Annotated in this window: 20 protein-coding genes; 12 read left to right on the top strand and 8 right to left on the bottom strand. The window is 36.8% G+C overall.

Features of this window, described 5'->3' with window-relative positions; all coding sequences use genetic code 11:
* Positions 1 to 516: 516 nt before the first annotated feature.
* Complete coding sequence (locus G530_RS0100180) at positions 517 to 1230, bottom strand: DUF4294 domain-containing protein (RefSeq protein WP_026932608.1); 714 nt, start codon at positions 1228 to 1230, stop codon at positions 517 to 519.
* Positions 1231 to 1345: 115 nt separating this feature from the next.
* On the opposite strand from G530_RS0100180, the gene G530_RS0100175 reads away from it, so the two are divergent.
* The 4 genes from G530_RS0100175 (at position 1346) to G530_RS0100160 (ending at position 6281) form a co-directional block, all read left to right on the top strand.
* Positions 1346 to 2434 carry a M42 family metallopeptidase gene (locus G530_RS0100175; RefSeq protein WP_026932607.1) on the top strand — a complete coding sequence of 363 codons (1089 nt, stop codon included), beginning with the start codon at positions 1346 to 1348 and terminating at the stop codon, positions 2432 to 2434.
* A gap of 127 nt (positions 2435 to 2561) precedes the next feature.
* Positions 2562 to 3644, top strand: a complete 1083-nt coding sequence (locus tag G530_RS0100170) for a DNA topoisomerase IB (protein WP_026932606.1) — start codon at positions 2562 to 2564, stop codon at positions 3642 to 3644.
* Positions 3645 to 3684: 40 nt separating this feature from the next.
* Positions 3685 to 5607 (top strand): DUF294 nucleotidyltransferase-like domain-containing protein, encoded by a 1923-nt coding sequence (locus G530_RS0100165; RefSeq protein ID WP_026932605.1) that lies wholly within the window; start codon positions 3685 to 3687, stop codon positions 5605 to 5607.
* Entirely contained in the window at positions 5604 to 6281 is a 678-nt protein-coding gene (locus G530_RS0100160; protein ID WP_026932604.1) for a 3'-5' exonuclease, read from the top strand. Before G530_RS0100165 ends, G530_RS0100160 begins: the two co-directional genes overlap by 4 nt.
* On the opposite strand, the gene G530_RS0100155 is transcribed toward G530_RS0100160, so the two are convergent.
* From G530_RS0100155 to G530_RS0100140, 4 genes are all read right to left on the bottom strand, one after another.
* Positions 6278 to 6946: a hypothetical protein gene (locus G530_RS0100155; protein WP_156888574.1), complete on the bottom strand. Its 669-nt coding sequence runs from the start codon at positions 6944 to 6946 to the stop codon at positions 6278 to 6280. The genes G530_RS0100160 and G530_RS0100155 overlap by 4 nt on opposite strands.
* Before the next feature lie 16 nt (positions 6947 to 6962).
* Positions 6963 to 8870 carry an acetate--CoA ligase gene (gene acs / locus G530_RS0100150; protein ID WP_026932602.1) on the bottom strand — a complete coding sequence of 636 codons (1908 nt, stop codon included), beginning with the start codon at positions 8868 to 8870 and terminating at the stop codon, positions 6963 to 6965.
* Positions 8871 to 9029: 159 nt separating this feature from the next.
* A complete protein-coding gene (locus tag G530_RS0100145; RefSeq protein WP_026932601.1) occupies positions 9030 to 9983 on the bottom strand; it encodes a phosphoribosylaminoimidazolesuccinocarboxamide synthase in 954 nt (317 codons plus the stop codon).
* 21 nt (positions 9984 to 10004) lie between these two features.
* Positions 10005 to 10958 (bottom strand): PhoH family protein, encoded by a 954-nt coding sequence (locus G530_RS0100140; RefSeq protein WP_026932600.1) that lies wholly within the window; start codon positions 10956 to 10958, stop codon positions 10005 to 10007.
* A gap of 210 nt (positions 10959 to 11168) precedes the next feature.
* Between G530_RS0100140 and G530_RS0100135 the strand changes: the two genes are divergently transcribed.
* The 5 genes from G530_RS0100135 (at position 11169) to dnaN (ending at position 16123) form a co-directional block, all read left to right on the top strand.
* A complete protein-coding gene (locus G530_RS0100135) occupies positions 11169 to 12002 on the top strand; it encodes an SAM hydrolase/SAM-dependent halogenase family protein (RefSeq protein ID WP_026932599.1) in 834 nt (277 codons plus the stop codon).
* Positions 12003 to 12299 (top strand): putative quinol monooxygenase, encoded by a 297-nt coding sequence (locus tag G530_RS0100130; protein ID WP_026932598.1) that lies wholly within the window; start codon positions 12003 to 12005, stop codon positions 12297 to 12299.
* 95 nt (positions 12300 to 12394) lie between these two features.
* On the top strand, positions 12395 to 13132 hold the full coding sequence (gldF, locus tag G530_RS0100125) for a gliding motility-associated ABC transporter permease subunit GldF (protein WP_026932597.1): 738 nt from the start codon (positions 12395 to 12397) through the stop codon (positions 13130 to 13132).
* On the top strand, positions 13132 to 14802 hold the full coding sequence (gene gldG, locus G530_RS0100120) for a gliding motility-associated ABC transporter substrate-binding protein GldG (protein WP_026932596.1): 1671 nt from the start codon (positions 13132 to 13134) through the stop codon (positions 14800 to 14802). The genes gldF and gldG overlap by 1 nt, the downstream gene beginning before the upstream one ends.
* Before the next feature lie 202 nt (positions 14803 to 15004).
* Positions 15005 to 16123: a DNA polymerase III subunit beta gene (gene dnaN / locus G530_RS0100115; protein WP_026932595.1), complete on the top strand. Its 1119-nt coding sequence runs from the start codon at positions 15005 to 15007 to the stop codon at positions 16121 to 16123.
* Positions 16124 to 16325: 202 nt separating this feature from the next.
* Here the strand turns inward: dnaN and G530_RS0100110 are convergent, their stop codons facing one another.
* On the bottom strand, positions 16326 to 16664 hold the full coding sequence (locus tag G530_RS0100110) for a DUF4870 domain-containing protein (RefSeq protein WP_026932594.1): 339 nt from the start codon (positions 16662 to 16664) through the stop codon (positions 16326 to 16328).
* A 105-nt stretch (positions 16665 to 16769) separates the two neighbouring features.
* Here G530_RS0100110 and mnmE point away from each other — a divergent pair, with 105 nt between their 5' ends.
* Both mnmE and G530_RS0100100 read left to right on the top strand, forming a co-directional pair.
* Positions 16770 to 18194 carry a tRNA uridine-5-carboxymethylaminomethyl(34) synthesis GTPase MnmE gene (gene mnmE, locus G530_RS0100105; RefSeq protein WP_026932593.1) on the top strand — a complete coding sequence of 475 codons (1425 nt, stop codon included), beginning with the start codon at positions 16770 to 16772 and terminating at the stop codon, positions 18192 to 18194.
* Between the two features lie 223 nt (positions 18195 to 18417).
* A complete protein-coding gene (locus G530_RS0100100; protein WP_026932592.1) occupies positions 18418 to 19560 on the top strand; it encodes a site-specific integrase in 1143 nt (380 codons plus the stop codon).
* Positions 19561 to 19776: 216 nt separating this feature from the next.
* On the opposite strand, the gene G530_RS17580 is transcribed toward G530_RS0100100, so the two are convergent.
* Positions 19777 to 19914: a hypothetical protein gene (locus tag G530_RS17580; protein WP_156888573.1), complete on the bottom strand. Its 138-nt coding sequence runs from the start codon at positions 19912 to 19914 to the stop codon at positions 19777 to 19779.
* 34 nt (positions 19915 to 19948) lie between these two features.
* Between G530_RS17580 and G530_RS17575 the strand changes: the two genes are divergently transcribed.
* Entirely contained in the window at positions 19949 to 20269 is a 321-nt protein-coding gene (locus G530_RS17575; RefSeq protein WP_156888572.1) for a hypothetical protein, read from the top strand.
* Positions 20270 to 20376: 107 nt separating this feature from the next.
* Here G530_RS17575 and G530_RS0100090 read toward each other — a convergent pair whose 3' ends face one another.
* Complete coding sequence (locus tag G530_RS0100090) at positions 20377 to 20664, bottom strand: helix-turn-helix domain-containing protein (RefSeq protein ID WP_026932590.1); 288 nt, start codon at positions 20662 to 20664, stop codon at positions 20377 to 20379.
* Between the last annotated feature and the right edge of the window lie 89 nt (positions 20665 to 20753).

Genomic DNA, 20753 nt, shown 5'->3' with positions numbered 1-20753 from the left:
CAAATATACAACGCTTTTTTCTAACCAACCAAAACTTTTTTGATAAAAATTTTAGTTTCTTTTAAAAGCCTTAAAGTCAATTTGATAACTCCTCTTCTTTAAATGAACATCGCTTCGTTTCCAAAGCGGGTGCAAATATAAAACGACTTATCCTCTCCAACCAAATAAAAAACAATCTTTTTTTATTTAATTCTCGAAGGACGTTTCTACCTGTATCCCCCATTTCCAGTACTTTCAGTGAACGTATCGTCTTGCTCTCAAAGCGGGTGCAAACATACAACGACTTTTCCTCTCCAACCAAATTAAAAGTGAATTATTTTAATTTAATTTTTGAAGGCCGTTTTGTCCGGTATCCCCCTCTATCAGTAGCCTCAGTGAACATGCGCCTCGTTTCCTAAGCGGCTGCAAATATACACCAACTTCTTCCTCCAAACCAAACAAAAATTTAAGTTTTTTTAGAGAAAATTAAGAAACCCCAATAACTCACTGAAGAACAGGGCTGAGAAACTTAAATTATCAACTACTTTTTTTTTGAGGAGAAGGATTATTCCATTTATCACTCAGATCCAGGTATTCAAAATCCAGGGCACTCCCCTGTCTCTCTAATATATTATCTCTAAATGATCTTTGTAATATGTCCTCTATAAGAAAGTCTTCATGGTTGGATTCCGGGTGATATTCCTCCTTTAATGATATATCGAACATACTGGCAGTTGTATTATACCAGAAAGCTCTCCATCCACTTTTAAGTTCCTTAACCAGATCGAATGTAGTTATCCCTGTCTGTCGGTGCATCAATTTCACTAATATCTGACCTTCAGTTCTGGTAAGCTTCTTTAATTCGGTAGAAAATTCTTCTTCAATATAATCCTGAACTATTTTGGTGTATTTCTTCCGGGCTCTTTTTGTTTTGATTTGATCCAGACGCGAATTTAAATCTACAAGACGTTCTGAAGCCAATTTAGCATAAGGATATACCTTACGAGTTTTCCTTCGCAAGATCAAATATCGTTTTCTGTCCTCATTACTATTGAATTTCAACTTTCGTAATAAAACAACCTCCTCAAGATCTATCGTTTCCCTGGGAATAGAATCCCCTGCAATGATCATATATTGCTTTTCTATTGAATCATTCTCTATACTATCTTTCGGAAAGATTTTCGAAGACCTTTGCCCGGAAGCATTAAAGCCTATCAACAATATTAATATGGAAAAATATCTTATCACTATTTATACTCTTTCATTTTTTCTGGTTACAAGTTTTACCAAAATCATTCCAAAATTAATCAATAGCAAGTTGTCACCAATCTAAAACTTTTTAAATTCGTGGAAATTATATTGAACAATGAAGAAAAGTGAAGTTTTAGACAAAAAATCTCTGGAATTCCTGGAGACCTATCTTAATAACGCTGCTCCAACTGGTTATGAAGCCGAAGGACAGAAACTTTGGATGGATTACCTTAAGCCTTATGTAGATGAATTTATAACTGACACTTATGGAACTGCTGTTGGAGTTATAAATCCGGAGGCTGAATATAAAGTAGTAATAGAAGGACACGCAGATGAAATCTCGTGGTATGTAAATTATATTTCAGACGAAGGTTTTATATATGTTGTGCGTAATGGTGGAAGTGATCACCAAATCGCTGCTTCCAAGCGTGTGAACATTCATACTAAAAAAGGTATCGTAAAAGGAGTTTTTGGCTGGCCAGCTATTCATACCAGAGATAAAGAAAAAGAGCAATCGCCTAAAATGGACAATATCTGTATAGATGTTGGATGTACTAATAAGGAAGAAGTTGAAAAACTTGGAGTGCATGTTGGTTGTGTGATCACATATCCAGATGAATTCTTTATTCTGAATGAAGACAAATTTGTTTGCCGAGCATTAGATAATCGAATTGGCGGTTTTATGATCGCTCAGGTAGCAAGGTTATTAAAGGAGAAAGGTCAGAAATTACCATTCGGTCTTTATATTACAAATTCAGTACAGGAAGAAATTGGATTGAGAGGAGCGGAAATGATCACGCACAGAATTCAGCCAAATGTTGCCATTGTTACAGATGTAACCCACGACACCACTACTCCAATGATCGAGAAGAAAACAAACGGTTTAAATAAAATTGGAGCTGGACCGGTAATCTCGTACGCGCCGGCTGTTCAGAATAAACTGAGAGAACTTATTATAGATACTGCCGAAGAAAAGAAAATACCTTTTCAGCGTCATGCTTCCTCAAGATTCACAGGAACTGATACCGATGCATTTGCATACAGTAATGGAGGAGTTCCCTCAGCTTTAATATCATTACCATTAAGATATATGCATACAACAGTAGAGATGGTACATAAAAATGATGTAGAAAATGTGATCAATCTTATTTACGAATCTATCCTGAAAATTAAAGACGGAGATACTTTTAGCTACTTCGATTAGATTGGACATCTCATAAATTACTGTTAAACTCCCTGTAATCAGGGAGTTTTTCATTTTCAACACCCAATTTTTTCACACTTCTTTAAATATACCTAGTTCTAAATCAGGTTATATTTAAAGAAAAAAAATGACGCTGTCACCTGATGATGTTGCTACAGTAATGAATGATCCTCATGAAGCTGTTAAACTGGCAAAACTTAGATATGTTTCTGAAAACCATCTTTCAATTGAAAGAAGAAAAGTTGGAAGAGGTTTCGCATACTATAATAAGGAAGAGAAAATTCAGGATCCTAAAACTTTAGACCGGATAAAAAGCCTGGTAATTCCTCCTGCCTGGAAAAATGTCAGGATTTCTCATTATTCAAATGGACACCTTCAGGTAATTGGTCGCGACGAAAAAGAGCGCAAACAATATATGTATCACCCTACATGGTCTAAAATCAGGAATCAAACAAAATTCTTTAAAATGACCTCCTTTGGAAAAATGCTTCCGAAGATAAGAAAGCAGGTAGATAAGGATCTTCTACTAGAAGGAATGCCAAAGAGAAAAGTCCTGGCACTGGTTATTCGACTAATGGAAGAAACTCATATTAGGGTTGGCAATCATTATTATGCAAAGAATAATAAAACTTATGGACTTTCTACTTTTAGAACCAGGCATGTAAAAACCTTTGAAAACGGGATTAAATTCGAATTTGTCGGGAAGAAAGGAAAAGAACACTCCATTACCGTAGAAGATAAAAAACTAATAAACCTCATTAATCAATGTGAAGATATTCCAGGCTGGGAATTATTCAAATTTTATAACGAGAAAGGTGATAAGCAGAGTATAGATAGTGAAATGATCAACGACTATATTCATGAAATTAGTGGTGATATTTTTTCAGCTAAAGATTTTAGAACCTGGTCTGCCACCAAAATATTCTTTGAGACTTTGCATGAGTTAGGTTATGTTGAAGATGAAAAGGATAATAAAAAGAATATTCTGGAAGGATTTGATGCCGCAGCGGAAGGATTGGGAAATACGCGGGCCGTCTGTAGAAGTTACTATGTGCATCCAAAGGTGATAGAGACCTATGAAACTGGTGAAATAGTTCCTTATTTTAAAAAGGTGAATGAAGACAAGAAACCGGTTTACACTCAACTTTCAGAAACTGAAAAGGTCATATATAAGCTCATCCAGGATTATAAAATTGAAATTGAAGATTAATATAATTCCGTATTTGTCATATTTCAGATAAATTTGAAGTATGACTAATTCTATTGCTTCCCGGATTGCTGATTTTCTAAGCGGCTTCCCTCCTTTCTCTCTACTTGAAAGAACATACCTGGACCTGATTGCAAATGAGGTTAAGGTGATGTATTTTGAACAGGGTAGAACCATATTCGCTAAAGATGAAAAAGTTCATAATTACTTTTACATAGTACAGAAAGGCGCTGTAGATCTACAGAAGCTTGACGACAATAAAGAACCAGAAACTATAGATAAATGTGACGAAGGCGATATTTTTGGTTTACGCCCTATGTTTGCCAAAGAAAATTATCAGATCAATGCGATAACCGACGAAGAAAGTGTCATCTACGCAATTCCGCTGGAAGTTTTCAAACCTTATGCTATTAGCAATCCACATGTCGGAAATTTCCTTATGGAAAGTTTTGCATCCAATACACGTAATCCATATTCCAACGAACACCGGGGAAAGTTAATTGCAGATGAAGAGGACATAACTTTTAAAAAAGAGGCTTTATTCGAATTACAGCCTATTCCCATCATTAAGAAAATGGTTACCGCATCTTCTGAAACAAGTATTCAGGAAGCTGCAATATTGATGAGCAAAAGAAAAGTTGGCTCAGTGATAGTCGTGGAAGATGATAAACCAGTTGGAATAGTCACCGATGTTGACTTCAGAGAATCTATAGCCACTGGAAAACTCCCAATTCAAAATCCTATAAGTGAAGTGATGAATTCCCCGGTGATCTGTTATTCCAAAGGACTTACGATCGCTCAGGCTCAGCTTACAATGATGAAACACAACATCAATCATATATGCATTACCAAAGATGGTACTCCCAACACAAAAGTAAAGGGAATAGTTTCTGAGCATGATATTATTGTTTCTCAGGGAAATAATCCGGCGGTTTTAATGAAAGCTATAAACAGAGCCAGTAGTACCAAAAAGCTTAAGCGGATTAGGAATAAGATCATGATCCTGCTGAATGGTTATTTAAAAAGCAACATTCCACTAACCCATATTTCTAATATTATTTTTGAATTGAATGACGCCACCATCAAGCGAACCATTCAAAGATGTATCGAAAAAATGAATGAACCGGCACCGGCTAATTTCGCCTGGATGTCGTTAGGGAGCCAGGGAAGAAAAGAGCAATTGTTGCATACAGATCAGGATAACGCTTTGGTTTTTGAGGATGTCCCAAAAGAAAAACTCGAAGAAACCAGGGCTTACTTTCTAAAACTAGCAACCAAGGTAACCAAAAGACTAAATATAATAGGCTACGAATTCTGTCCGGCCGAGATGATGGCCAGAAATCCCAAATATTGTCTTTCTCTTTCTGAATGGAAGGAACAATTTTCACAATGGGTCACTACTTCTGGCAATGACGAGATCCTATTATGCCAGATATTCTTTGATTTTGACATTTCGTATGGAGATGTGAAACTTACCAATTCGCTTTCAGATCATATTTTTGATATTCTAAAAGGTAACAGGAATTTTCTGAACAGGCTGGCTGCCCAGGCATTGAGAAATCCGTCGCCTTTAGGGTTCTTCAGGCAGTTTCTTGTTGAACAGGATGGAGAGAAAAAAGATCTTTTTGATATCAAAAAAAGAGGGATCATGCCTTTAACTGATGCCGCCCGTCTATTAATTCTGGAACACAGGGTGAAAAATATTAGTAATACTTCAGAAAGGTTTGATAAGTTAGCACAGTTGGAACCTAATAATAAAGAGATCTACCAGGCTTGTGCCTATTCTTCCAGGGCACTCATAAAATTCAGAACTAAACAAGGCTTGAAGCATAAGGACAATGGCCGCTTTATCAACCTAGAGGATCTTGGTAAAGAAGATAAAATAAAATTGAAGCGTTGTTTTAAAACAATAAAGGAAATTCAGGAGCTTATCAAGATTAGATTTGAAACTACCTATTACCTATGATCAGGAATTTATTTAAAAAAAATAATGAGCATGAAGATCTACCGATTTTCTGGCAGAATTATGCTCAGAGTTTCGAAGAAAAACTTCCGGAAAAAATATCTGAGGTTCGGTTCATTATTTTTGATACTGAAACAACTGGATTTGACTTTAATGAAGATAGAATATTGAGTATAGGGGCAGTTCGAATTGAAAATCAAAGTATCGAGATCAGTGATAATTTCGAAGTTTTCCTGGATCAAACCAAATTCAATCCTGAAACGGTAAAGATCCACGGAATAATTAAGAACGAAAGATTTGAGAAAATCACTGAATTTGAGGCATTGAAGAAATTTTTAAATTATATACAAAATTCAGTTCTGGTAGCCCATCATGCAGGTTTTGACATCAAAATGGTAAATAAGGCACTTAATAGAAATAATCTACCCAAGCTTAAAAATAAAGTTCTGGATACAGCTGTATTATATAGAAATACCAGGATTATAACAAATTTTATAGACCGGGATAAGGTGTATTCCCTGGATGAGATAGCTGAGGCCTACAACATAGATCTCATCGACAGGCATACCGCTTCTGGTGATGCTTATATAACCGCGATTATATTCCTTAAACTACTTGGAAGAATAAAAAATAAAAAGGAATTAAACCTTAAAGATCTAATGAAGATAAAAAATTAATTTGCTTCGTACCACTCAAGAAACTTAATTACGTCACTTACTTTCTTCAACTTGTGATCATCAAGATAGACTTTAGCATTCCCATCCAAATTCAATGATTTTTTAAAATCCTTATTTTTGATTTTAATCGAATTGAATTCAGATTTATTTCTGGATAGATAGTATTTAATATCAACTCTATAGTGAGCCGGTTTTCCTTCTACAAAACCAAGACTTTTTACCGCTTCCTTTTTAAAAAGTTCCGGATACCCATAAAATTTCAAATCATCACCTTCATAATATTTAATGAAAAATCCATTTTTCCAACCATCCTCTGTTTTTAGGTTTTTCCAGGAATATTCAACATCATCAATTACAAATGAATTAAACTGATTGCTGGGTAAAGTGATTATTGTTGAATCTTCCTGATTTACTTTTAATTCTATTTGATTTGCAAGTACATTATACCTAATAAATCCTGGGGCCTCTCTCCCATTAGAAATTAGCTTCCCTTCTTCAAAATCTTTTGGCAGATACGGTGAGCCTCCGTAGGAATCTGGAGACATCTTAGACTTGACTTCCATTTTATATATTTCATTCAGGAAATTAATAGTTGTTTGATCTCCGTTTTGAGAATATGAAATCGACCCAATGAAGGCTAATAATAGAACACCTGGAATTTTCATATCTACCATTGTATAATTATAGTGTTCCTTTTATCACCTCTTCCACCACCTCAGGATTTAAAAGAGTTGAGGTATCCCCAAGATTTGCTGTGTCTTTTGAAGCAATCTTTCTCAAAATCCTTCTCATGATCTTACCACTTCTGGTTTTCGGTAATCCTTCTACAAATTGAATTTTATCAGGTTTAGCAATAGGCCCGATCTTATCAGCTATTTGCTGGTTGATCTCCTTTCTAAGATTATCCTGATTTCTCGATTCGCCGGCTTCTTTAAGAATTACAAACCCATATAATGCATTTCCTTTAACTTCATGCGGAAAACCAACCACCGCCGATTCTGCCACCGCTGGATGTTCATTAATAGCATCTTCTATTGGTGCGGTTCCGAGGTTATGACCTGAAACAATGATCACATCATCTACCCTACCGGTAATTCTATAATACCCTGTTTCGTCTCTTAAGGCACCATCTCCAGTGAAATATTTATTTTCAAAGGCTGAAAAATAGGTGTCCCGGTAGCGATCATGATCTCCATAGATCGTACGTGCCATAGATGGCCACGGGAATTTAATACATAATCTACCATCAACCTGATTGCCTTTGATCTCCTTTCCTTCTTCATCCATTAAAACCGGTTGAATTCCTGGAAATGGTAATGTCGCAAAGGTTGGTTTCGTTGGTGTAGCAAATGGGATTGGTGAGATCATGATCCCACCAGTCTCTGTCTGCCACCAGGTATCAACAATGGGACTCTTATTTTTACCTATATTATTATCATACCAGTGCCATGCTTCTTCATTAATAGGTTCACCAACCGTTCCAAGAACTTTAAGACTGCTAAGATCGTAATTGTCTACAAATTCAAGATTCTTTTTTGCCAAAGCGCGAATTGCTGTTGGCGCAGTATAGAACTGATTCACTTTATGCTTTTCAACTATCTTCCAGAAACGACCGAAATCAGGATAGGAAGGCACTCCTTCAAACATTACTGTTGTGGCACCATTTAATAACGGTCCATACACGATATACGAATGGCCGGTTATCCAACCAATATCGGCAGTACACCAGTAAACATCATCATCCTGATAATTAAATATATTCTTAAAGGTATAAGCGGTATAAACCATATACCCTGCAGTGGTATGTAGCATTCCTTTAGGCTTACCTGTGGAACCGGAAGTATAGAGTATAAACAAAGGGTCCTCTGAATCCATAACTTCAGGAGCACATTCGCTTGAGGCTTCGTTCATTAATGGTTCTAGCCACTTATCACGTCCTTCTTTCATATTTACCTCGGAACCTGTCCTTTTAGCCACGAGTACTGTTTCCACATCCGGGCAATCCTCCAATGCCTTGTCTACGATCCCTTTTAGATCTATGGTTTTCTCACCACGGAAGGAACCATCTGATGTGATCATCATTTTACAATCTGCATCCAGAGTTCTTGTTGCTAATGCTGAAGCTGAAAATCCTGCAAAAACAACAGAATGGATAGCACCTATTCGTGCACATGCCAGAACTGAATAGGCCAGTTCCGGGATCATGGGTAAATAGATACAGACCCTATCCCCTTTTTTAATCCCATTATCTTTAAGAACATTGGCGAACTGATTCACTTTTTTGTGAAGGTCATTAAAACTTAAATGTAATGCATCCTCTTTAGGATCGTTAGGTTCCCAGATTATTGCAGTTTTATCTCCCTGCGCAAGCAAATGCCTGTCGATACAATTTTCAGTAATATTCAGTTTTGCATTTTCAAACCATTTAACCTCCGGTTTCGTAAAATCCCAACTGAGAACATTATCCCATTTCTTCCTCCATACAAAATGTTCTTCAGCCACTTCCTGCCAGAAATTCTCCGGCTCCCGTACAGATTTTCTATATACCTGAAAATATTCCTCAAGATTCTTAATATGATAATTACTCATGTGTAGTTGGTTTAAATGAAAAAAGACAAAACCGGATAAACCGGTTTTGTCTTTAAAATTATTAAATCGTAAGGAATCAAAAAAGGAATACTGCGTTAAAAGCGCTATTATATTCTAATTATGATAGAATAGTTAATGCTTTTTTGCCAAATATTCAGCTTACCGATTCTTTAGATAAGATTCTACATTATTTTGAATACGAGTTTCAATATTTGAGACATCTCCTTTTTGAAATATCTCGCCGGTGATATTCTCGTAAAGTTCAATATATCTTTCAGAAACTGATTCTATGTACTCATCACTCATTTCAGGGACGCTTTGTCCTTCCAGACCTTGAAACCCATTTGAAATTAACCACTGTCGAACGAATTCTTTAGACAACTGCTTTTGAGCCTCACCTTTTTCCTGGCGTTCCTTGTATCCTTTTTTATAGAAATATCTTGAAGAATCTGGCGTATGGATCTCATCAATCAGCACGATCTCACCTTCAGCAGTTTTTCCAAATTCATATTTGGTATCAACCAGGATCAGGTCCTGTTTTGCTGCAATTTCAGTTCCACGCTGAAATAATTTTCTTGTATAATCTTCCAGCTTCAAATAATCCTCTTCTGAAACTATTCCTCGCTTTATGATATTTTCCCGGGAAATATCTTCATCATGGTCTCCATGTTCTGCTTTTGTAGCTGGAGTGATAAGCGGTTCAGGAAACTTATCGTTTTCCTTTAAACCCTCAGGCAGGGAAACCCCGCATAGTTCTCGTTTACCAGCATTATATTCCCTGGCGGCATGTCCAGACATATATCCTCGAATTACCATTTCCACTTTAAAAGGCTCGCATTTCTTACCTACAGCAACATTGGGATCTGGAGTAGCTTCTAACCAATTCGGAACAATATCACTGGTCTTCTCCATCATATTGGTAGCAATCTGGTTCAGGATCTGGCCTTTGTAAGGAATGCCTTTTGGCATCACCACATCAAAGGCGGAAAGTCTATCTGAAGCGATCATTACCAGAAGATCATCTTCTAAAGAATAAACGTCTCTTACTTTTCCTTTATAAACAGATTCCTGACCCGGAAAATTGAAATTCGTTTTAGTAATCGTATTACTCATAAAGAGTTTGAGCTTTTAATATTAGTCGTTATGTTCAATTGTTTTATAAGCAGCAATGATCTTTTTCACCAATCTATGGCGAATTACATCCTTATCATCAAGGTATACCGTCCCTACACCTTTTACATCTTTAAGAACAAGTAGCGCTTCTTTTAATCCCGAAATAACTCTTCTTGGAAGATCTATCTGGCCAGGATCTCCCGTGATCATGAATTTCGCATTTTTACCCATCCTGGTTAAGAACATCTTCATTTGAGCATGAGTTGTATTCTGGGCTTCATCAAGAATTACAAATGCATGATCTAAAGTTCGACCTCTCATAAATGCTAAAGGTGCGATCTGGATCACTCCTTTTTCGATAAAAATCTCCAGCTTTTCGTGCGGGATCATATCTCTTAGTGCATCATACAGAGGTTGCATATAAGGATCCAGTTTCTCCTTAAGATCTCCGGGTAAAAAACCAAGGTTCTCTCCTGCCTCTACGGCTGGCCTGGTAAGAATGATCTTTTTCACTTGCTTTTCTTTTAATGCCTTTACAGCCAGAGCCACACCCGTATAGGTTTTGCCTGTACCAGCAGGACCTATGGCGAAAATAAGGTCATTCTTTCTGGATAGCTCTACCAGTTTACGCTGATTGGCAGTCTGAGCTTTAATCACCTTCCCACTGACCCCATGAACTATGGTCTCGCCGCTTTCTTTTGAGGTTTTATAATCTTCTTCACCTTCACTAGTAAGAACTCTTTCGATAGTATTCTCGTCGAGTTTATTATATTTCCCAAAATGATCCATCAGCATCGAAAAACGTTTATCAAATTCTTCAAGCATTTCCTCATCTCCAAAGACACGTATATTACTACCCCTGGCGACAATTTTTAATTTTGGAAAGTACTTTTTTAAAAGTTCAATGTGTTCATTCTGCTGCCCGAAAAATTCTCGAGGGCTGATTTCTGAGAGTTCAATAAGAAGTTCGTTCAAAAGCTATGGTTTTTAAGATGAAGCATTGTAGATTTTTCAGGTCATTTTTATTTGTCCTTCGTATTTCAATATCCTAATTTTGAAACCGAATTTATGGTATTTTTTACCTTTTAGCCTAAGCGAATCACTAAAAATAAAATTATATTCGCCTTCTATACAAACTTAAGGAAATTTACCAGTCTCAGATTAAAAAAATATTAACAATCGCCTATGGCAATCATTACTTTAACGACCGATTTCGGAGAGAAAGATTATTTCGCTGGTGCGGTTAAAGGAGCTATCTATAGTGAATTAAGTGATGTAAGGATTGTTGATATTTCTCATTCGGTCTCCCCTTTTCATATCAGTGAGGCAGCCTATATAATTAAAAATGCCTATAATAGTTTTCCGAAGGGAACCATACATATTATTGGTATAGATTCTGAGCTTACTCCAGAAAATAAGCATTTAGCGGTAAAACTTGATGAGCATTATTTTATATGTGCGAATAATGGCATTTTATCCCTGCTGGCTTCTGAAATAAAACCGGAGAAGATCGTTGAAATAAACATTCATGATAAGATCCAGACCAACTTTCCTGTCCTTGACGTATTTGTAAAAGTTGCCTGCCATATTTCCAGAGGTGGAACCCTTGAAGTCATAGGTAAAAGCGTTAGTGAAATAAGGCATCTTAAACAGTTTGAGCCTATTATAAATTCTGAAAAAGATCAGATCCTGGGTCATGTTATTTATGTTGATAACTACGGAAATGTGATCACTAATATTTCGCGAAAACTTTTTGATACAATTGGTAAGGGAAGAGAATTTAAGATCAGCGCCAGGAATGTCAATTTTAATGTGATCTATGAAACCTACAGCCACGCCATTAACTTTAATGTGGAAAAGGAAAATCGAAAAGAAGAGGATGGTAAGAAACTGGCGGTATTTAATTCTGCCGGGTATATAGAACTGGCGATATATAAAAGTAATCCGAGTACTGTGGGAAGTGCAGCGAGTCTCTTCGGACTTGAATACCTGGATACAATAACTATAAATTTTGAATAGATGTTTGTACGTATAGTAAAAATGGGATTTCATTCAGAAAAGATCGACGAGTTCCTTGCCAATTTTGAAGAGAACAAGGATAAAATCAGAGCTTTTGATGGTTGTCTTTTTCTGGAACTCTATCGGGGTAAGGACAATACAAACCAATTTTTCACGTATAGTTACTGGAAAGATGAAGAATCACTGGAGAACTACAGGCATTCAGATCTTTTTAAAAATGTCTGGGCAAAAACAAAAGTTTTATTCAACGAAAAACCAGAAGCCTGGAGCGTTGATAAAGTAGTTAGTCTTGATTAATAAGTATTGAGTATTGAGTATTTATATAGAGATTTCTCGCTGCGGTCGAAATGAAATGAAATTAAACACAGAACAGATAACTGATAATTGAAAGTATGCTGGCGATACTGAATAAAGAAATACAATCTTTTTTCTCATCCTTAACAGGCTATCTTGTTATTGGATTGTTCCTTATTGCCTGCGGATTCTTTCTTTTTATATTTTCTGGAGGTTATAATATTCTGGATAGCGGGTTTGCAGATCTCAAACCATTCTTTAACCTGGCCCCGTGGATCTTTCTATTCCTGATCCCCGCAATCGCCATGAAAAGCTTTGCCGACGAAACAAGAATGGGTACCATGGAGATCCTGCTTACCAAACCAATCGGGCTCTGGAAGCTGATCACTGGTAAATATCTAGGTGTTCTATTCCTAGTGATCCTGGCTATTATTCCAACATTATTATATGTATTAACCGTTTCGCAGCTGGGAAGACCTGTCGGGAATTTGGATATTGGAGCAACCGTCGGCTCTTATATAGGATTGATCTTTCTTGGCAGTTGTTATGCTGCTATAGGTGTTTTTGCCTCCAGCCTGTCATCCAACCAGATCGTATCTTTCTTACTGGGAGTATTCCTTTGCTTCATTTGCTATTATGCTTTTGAAGGTCTCGGGCGAACTAGCATTTTCGGAACTTCAAGTTATATTCTTGAATCCTTCGGAATAAGCTATCATTATAAAAGTATAAGTCGCGGTGTGGTAGACACTCGTGATATTATCTATTTTCTGAGTCTCATATTTCTGTTCCTTAAACTAACGGAGATCAATCTTTCAGCAACTAAGAACAGAAGATAATGAAGAATCAGAATAAGATAAAATCCTTACTTATTTTGCTGGTAATTCTTATCGCAGCAAACTTCCTGGCTTCTGAAGTCTATTACAGGTTCGATCTAACCCAGGATCAACGATACAGCCTGTCCCCTGCAGCCAAAAGGATCGTGGCTGATGTTGAGCAACCGGTAATCTTTGATGTATTCCTGGAAGGGAGTTTCCCTTCAGAATTCAGAAGACTTCAAAGTGAAACCAGGCAAATGCTGGAAGAATTTTCAGCCTATAACCGAAATATAAAATTCAATTTTGTAGATCCGTTGGAAGAAGGTGGCGATGCCAATGCTATTGCCGAAGAGTTCTATAAAATGGGCATGACCCCGGCAAGACTTAACGTTCAGGAGAACGGTAAAAATAGCGAAAGCATCATCTTTCCATGGGCGATCGCGAATTACGGAGATCAAACCGTAAAGATCCCATTATTGAAAAACCAGATTGGTGCTACAGATGAGGAGCGGGTAAATGCTTCAGTTCAGCAATTAGAATATTCACTGGCAGACGGTTTGAGCAAACTGATCTATCCCCGTCAAAAAAAGATCGCCGTGATGCGCGGAAACGGGGAATTAGCTGATGCTAAAATTGCAGATTTCGTTAAGACCATTCAGGAGTATTATTTTATGGCTCCTTTTACACTGGATTCCGCAGCGGTAAATCCGCAGAAGACACTTGAAGATATTAAAGTTTATGACCTGATCCTGGAACCAAAGCCGACTCAGCCCTATTCTGAAAATGAGAAATACGTGTTAGATCAATATCTCATGAACGGCGGTAAAATATTGTGGCTCACCGAAGTTACCAATATGGAAACCGACAGTCTTTTTAACGAGCGGGGCACTGCTATTGCTTTGCCAAGAGATCTCAATCTAGGCGATTACTTTTTCTCCTACGGTATACGCATAAATCCTGAAATTGTGAACGACCTCTACTCTGCTCCTATCGTTCTGGCGAGTGGAAGCGGACAGAATACAAGGTTCAATCCTTACCCTTGGTTCTATAGTCCGCTCACAAGTTCTCCAAATGAGCACCCGATTATCAACAATATCGAGGCGGTGAAATATGAGTATGCGAATCCTATAGATACCCTTGCAAACGACATTAAAAAGACCATTCTATTAAGCAGCTCTCCTAAGACTAAATTAGAAGGAGTTCCAGCCCAGATAAGTCTTGATATGGTTGGCAAAAAACCTGATATAAATAGCTATAATTCCGGAGAGCAGCCATTGGCAGTTTTGCTGGAAGGAGAATTTAAGTCTGTATATAAGAACAGGGTGAAACCATTTAAAATTTCAGATCATAAAGACCTGGGAATGGATTCAAAAATGCTGGTGATCTCAGATGGAGATGTGATAAAAAATGATCTTCAGGGAGGAAAACCTTTAGAACTCGGATTTCAGCGTTACACCGGAAATAAATACGGAAACAAAGAATTTCTTCTGAATGCCGTGAATTATCTTCTTGACGATACAGGTCTTATAGACATTCGCTCTAAAGAGATCAACCTGGCATTCCTGGATAAAGAAAAAACAGCTACTCAAAGAGAACAATGGCAATTGATAAACCTTGCCGGCCCTATTATTTTACTCCTAATCTTTGGAGTTGCTTTCACCTTCTATAGAAAGCAGAAATACGTGAAGTAAACCTTCCGCAGATATCTCAGAAGCATCTAACAACCACATATTAACAATTTCAATTCATTTTAATTTTGTAATTATTTATTATTCAGCTATTTGAATCATTTTCCCTCTTAAAGTCTGTTAATAAAAACTAACTGAACATCCCGTTATTTTTGACATATTAAAATATATTTGTAATTGATTCAAAATAAATCAATAAAAGCCGATGAAATTTATTGTATCCAGCAACTATCTGCTGAAACAGCTACAAATACTTGGAGGGGTAATCAATAACAGTAACACGTTACCGATTTTAGACAATTTCCTTTTCGATCTTAATAATGACGAACTAACGGTTTCTGCTTCAGACCTTGAAACTACGATGTCTGCGAAACTTAAAGTAGAATCAGATTCTGAAGGTAAAATTGCAGTTCCTGCGAAACTACTTTTAGACACTTTAAAGACCTTCCCGGAGCAACCTCTTACGTTTGTTGTTGAAGATAACAATACCATAGAATTAAGTTCCAACCACGGTAAATATGCACTTGCATACGCTGATGGTGAAGAATTCCCTAACCCGGTAGAGCTTGAAGATCCCAGCAGTACAGTTGTTGAAGCTGATATTCTTTCTTCTGCTATTTCCAAGACCATTTTCGCTTCAGGAAATGATGATCTTAGACCGGTGATGAGTGGAGTTTTCTTTCAGTTTACTGAGGACGGACTTACTTTCGTAGCTACAGATGCTCATAAATTGGTTAAGTATTCCAGAGAAGATATTAAAGCGAACCAGGCTGCAGAATTCATCATGCCTAAAAAACCTTTGAATCTCCTAAAAGGAATTCTTGCCGGAAGCGAATCTGAAGTATTGATTGAATACAACGACTCGAACGCGAAATTTACTTTTGATGAAACTCAACTGATCTGTAGATTGATCGATGGGAAGTATCCAAATTACGAAGCGGTGATTCCCAAAGAGAACCCAAATAAACTTACAATAGAAAGAAACCAGTTTTTAAGTTCTGTAAGAAGGGTTTCAATTTTCTCTAATAAAACAACTCACCAGGTAAGGTTGAAGATCGCCGGTGCCGAGCTGAATATTTCTGCAGAAGATGTGGATTACAGCAATAAGGCAGAAGAGCGTTTAACATGTTCTTACCAAGGCGACGATATGCAGATTGGTTTCAACTCAAGATTCTTGATCGAGATGTTGGGTAACCTAACTGCAGATGAAGTAATGCTGGAAATGAGTCTTCCTAATCGTGCTGGAATTCTTACACCGGTAGATGGACTGGATCCGGGAGAAAAGATCACTATGCTGGTGATGCCGGTTATGCTTAACAGCTAGAAATCAAAATACATTAATATATAGAAAAAGCCCCGCTAAATTAGCGGGGCTTTTTCGTACTAACTGAAAAAACCAACTACTATACTTTTTTCACCTTTGGCTGATCTCGTTTCAGCTTCTTAAGTAGTTTAAGATTTAAAAAGTCGATATCGTGATCTTTCGTCTATGCTCAGGGTGAAATCAGGAGGAAGTCTGCGATATTTTATTTAAGGAATTCTATCGTTAATGGGTAATAAGGCATTTCGCCATTACTCACTTTAAGGGCATTCATTATGGGAAGGATCAAAGCGATTAAACCAATGATTATCAATCCTAATATTCCTAAACCGAATAAAAAAATCAAAGGAATACAAATAATAGAATAAATGAACAGACTTATTTGAAAGTTCAGGATCATTTTACCGTGCATATCCATTCCGGCCACTTTATCTTTTTGGGTTAGCCACAGGATAAGCGGAACTATAAATCCCCCAATTCCCGTCACCAGGTCTAATAACTGACTAAGGTGCGTCATGACTAACATTTGGTTGTCTTCTCTCATTTTTAAATTTTGATGGTTAATGATGGTCTCTGTATAAAAGACGAGAAGATTTGAGGTTTGTTACATAAATAGGGATAGCAATAATTTCTTTTATAAATTTGCCACATGAAATTGAATGATACTATTGTTGCCTTAGCCACACCTTCCGGTGCCGGTGCTATTGCTGTAATTAGAGTTTCAGGTCCCGATGCGATCAGGATAGTTGCTCCCCTGTTCAAAGCCAAAAGTAAAAAGGATTTAGCAGAGCAGGCCACTCACACCATTCACTTAGGTAATGTAATGGATGGCGAAAGGACTATAGATGAAGTTCTGGCTTCGGTTTTTCGGGCACCTAAATCCTATACCGGGGAGGAAACCGTTGAATTATCCTGTCACGGGAGTCCGTATATTCAACAGGAGATCATTCAATTATTAATTCGAAAAGGATGTCGTTCTGCGGAAGCAGGAGAGTTTACCCTTCGTGCTTTTCTTAATGCAAAAATGGATCTTAGTCAGGCAGAAGCAGTGGCCGATCTTATAAATTCTGAAAATGCCGCTTCTCACCAGATGGCCATGCAGCAGATGCGAGGTGGATTCTCTAATGAGATCCAGAAACTACGTGAAGAATTGCTGAATTTCGCATCTCTAATTGAACTGGAATTGGATTTTGCTGAAGAAGATGTTGAGTTTGCAAATAGAGATCAGTTCAGAGATCTTGTTTCCAGAATTCAAACCGTATTAAAAAGACTTATAGATTCTTTCGCCACAGGAAATGTTTTGAAAAATGGTATTCCCGTCGCCATCGTTGGTGAGCCGAATGTTGGCAAATCTACCTTGTTAAATTCACTTTTAAATGAGGAGCGTGCGATAGTTTCAGATATTGCAGGAACCACCAGAGATACTATCGAGGACGAAATGAGTATTGGCGGAGTTGGATTTAGATTCATAGATACAGCAGGGATACGTGAAACCAAAGATGTGGTTGAAAGCATCGGGATCAAAAAGACTTTTGAAAAAATTGGACAGGCGCAGGTCGTTGTTTACTTAGTAGATAGTTCCCAGATTGCCGTCAACAGAGAAAGACTTCAGGAAGTAAGGGTGGAAATCGAAAAGATCAAGAATAAGTTTCCGCAAAAACCATTATTGATAATCGCCAATAAAACTGATCGCTTAGCCGACGAGGAAATAGAAAATCTAAAGGCAAAACTCGAAGATATCTCCAGCCATGCTGAAAGAGCAGAATTTTTGTTATTGTCTGCCAAAACAAACCTTGGGGTTGAAGAGCTGAAGGATAGATTACTGGAATTCGTAAATACAGGAGCTCTTCGCAATAGTGATACAATCGTTACTAATTCCAGACATTATGCGGCCCTTTTAAAAGCCCTGGAAGAGATCAACAAGGTAGAAGACGGTCTAAATGCCGATCTATCGGGAGATCTATTAGCAATTGATATTCGCCAGGCTTTACATCATTTTGGTGAGATCACTGGTGAGATCACGAATGACGATCTTCTGGGTAATATTTTTGCCAATTTCTGTATTGGAAAATAAACAGTAAATTTTATTTGATATCAATTGATATCATTTAAGTATAAAATTCAATAATAACGGGGTCTTCAGACCCCTTTTTTAGTATCCTATTTTTCTTTAATAGAACTTTTATTTGACCTATTATGTATCTTATATGTACCCCAATGTTAAATTGACTATTTCGAGATACATATTATGAACCTGAGTATGATATTTTTTATATATTTATGGAAATTAGATAGTTATGAAAATAAAGCTTAGAAAGAAAAAATTAGCCACAGGTAAGTATAGCCTCTATCTTGACTATTATAAAGGTAGTGAGCTGGACGAAAACGGGAAGCAGGTTCATAACAGGGAATTTGAGTATCTTAAGGAATATTTGCACATCAACCCTAAAAATGCTTCAGAAAAAAAGGAAAATGAAGAGACTTTCTTAAGAGCTGAACAGATTCTTTCCATTCGCCGTGCTGAATATGCCCAGGGTAAATATGGCATCAAGGACAGATCTAAGGATAAATTGTTGTTCCTTACTTATTATGATAAGTTGAAAGAAGAACGCTATGAGAGCAAAGGAAATTATGACAATTGGGATGCAGCTCAGAATCATATTGAGGATTACTGCAAAAAGCGAAACATCACTTTTGAAGATATAGATGAGGAATTTGTTCTTGGATTTAAAAAGCACTTGAATAAAACTGCGAGGACAAAATCTGGCACTCCCCTATCACAAAATTCGAAGTACACCTATTATAACAAGTTTAAAGCTGCTTTACGAAATGCCTTTGATGACGGCTATACCAGCAGAAACTTTGCAACAACAGTAAAAGGATTTGCCCAGGGAGAAACTTCAAGAGAATACTTAACTCATGAAGAATTACAAGGCTTGGCAAAAGCCAGATGCAAACATCAAATATTAAAAAATGCATTTCTTTTTAGCTGCTTAACCGGGTTAAGATGGAGCGATATCAATAAGCTTAACTGGGCTGAAGTAAGAGATGAAGAAGAAGGCACTAGACTGATTTTTAAACAGAAGAAAACATCCGGACAGGAATATCAATATATTTCAGATCAAGCAAGAAATTTGCTAGGGAAAAGAAGAAAAGGGAGTGATCGAGTTTTTCAGGGTTTGAAATATGGTGCTCATTTTAATGCTGAAATCCTTAGATGGTGTATGCGAGCAGGTATCACCAAACATATAACCTTTCATAGTGCAAGACATACTCACGCTGTTCTCTTACTTGAAAATGGCGCCGATATATATACTGTTTCAAAGGTATTAGGTCATAAAGAAATAAGAACCACTCAGGTATACGCGAAAATTGTAGACAAGAAGAAAAAAGAAGCCGCCTATTTAATACCAGAGCTTCAGATGGATTATGAATTTTGATGTCTTTACATACTTGTTTAGCCTGGCTTTTATCTATATCTATAGCCGTTTGGCCATTCATTATGCGCCCATAATCCTTTTTTATTTTATTAATTCAAACTTCGGCATTACCGGGTACCTGGAAAAACCACGAATTCTTTTTCATCTGACTGGGCTAAGTTTCATGCACCTGATCTTTTCTTTTAATCAAACTTATAAAAGCTCAAGTATATCACTTCATTTATTAGTCCTTCTTGTATTTTCTTTAGGTGCCTTTTTCTGTCTCATTTCATGGGGAGAAAAATTTAATTCTTCATTTTCAGAAAAACCAAAAATCAAACCTGCCAAACCATTCCATAACTTCAACTTATCCATTTCAGATTTTCAAATAAACCGATTATATAATGAATTGGTCAGATTTGATCTCATTGACCAGGAAGAAACTTCTATGGAGGATTTTAAAAATGTTTTACTTAAAGATTGGAATAGTCATAGTTCAAAAATTCATTTGAAGATGGATGGTCCAACCTGCAGAGAATTCTTTGATGCTCTAATTAAAACATTTCCTAATAATTCAATGACATTGAAAAATCTATTTATCACCTCTGGATTGATTCTTAGACCTGATGGTAAAAAATATAATTACAACACTTTAAAAAATGCTCCTACCCGCACTCCTATATCTAAACAAAATGAAGTTTTGAATACAATTTTCCAGAGTCTCAAATAGACTATGCATTAGAATTCAGCTTTGAAAGCCGGTTCCATAATCAATTTTTACTTATCGAAATTTCAATCGGTATATACATAAATAATGATTTTGGCCTCAGTCACAACTTAGAGTAAATCCAAGTCCTGAAGTTTACGGCCAAGTATATCCTCATTTGCTATTTTTGAAAAATCATCTTCGAGTTTTAATACTTTCAATATATTGAAATAGATTCCCATTGCAACTGAAGGATCACCACTTTCCACTCGGTGTAGCGTAGAACGATGAATTCCCGCCCGCTCAGCGACCTGCCCGGCAGTTAATTTTCTCCGTTTACGAGCAAGCTTAATATTTTCTCCTATTCTATTAAAAATTTTTTGGTATTTAGGTAGGATCAATGCTTTTTTAGACCTCATTTTGTCGCTTATTTACAACAAACCTATCCTTTATGCTGTAAATAAACAACATTCAGTTGTAAATCCTATTAGGACAAGTAATTGAGCAC

This window comes from Christiangramia echinicola DSM 19838 (assembly GCF_000423065.1).
Classification (GTDB): Bacteria; Bacteroidota; Bacteroidia; order Flavobacteriales; family Flavobacteriaceae; genus Christiangramia; species Christiangramia echinicola.
Note: the sequence above shows the minus strand (reverse complement) of the source record. Positions and strands in the feature narration are given on the sequence as shown.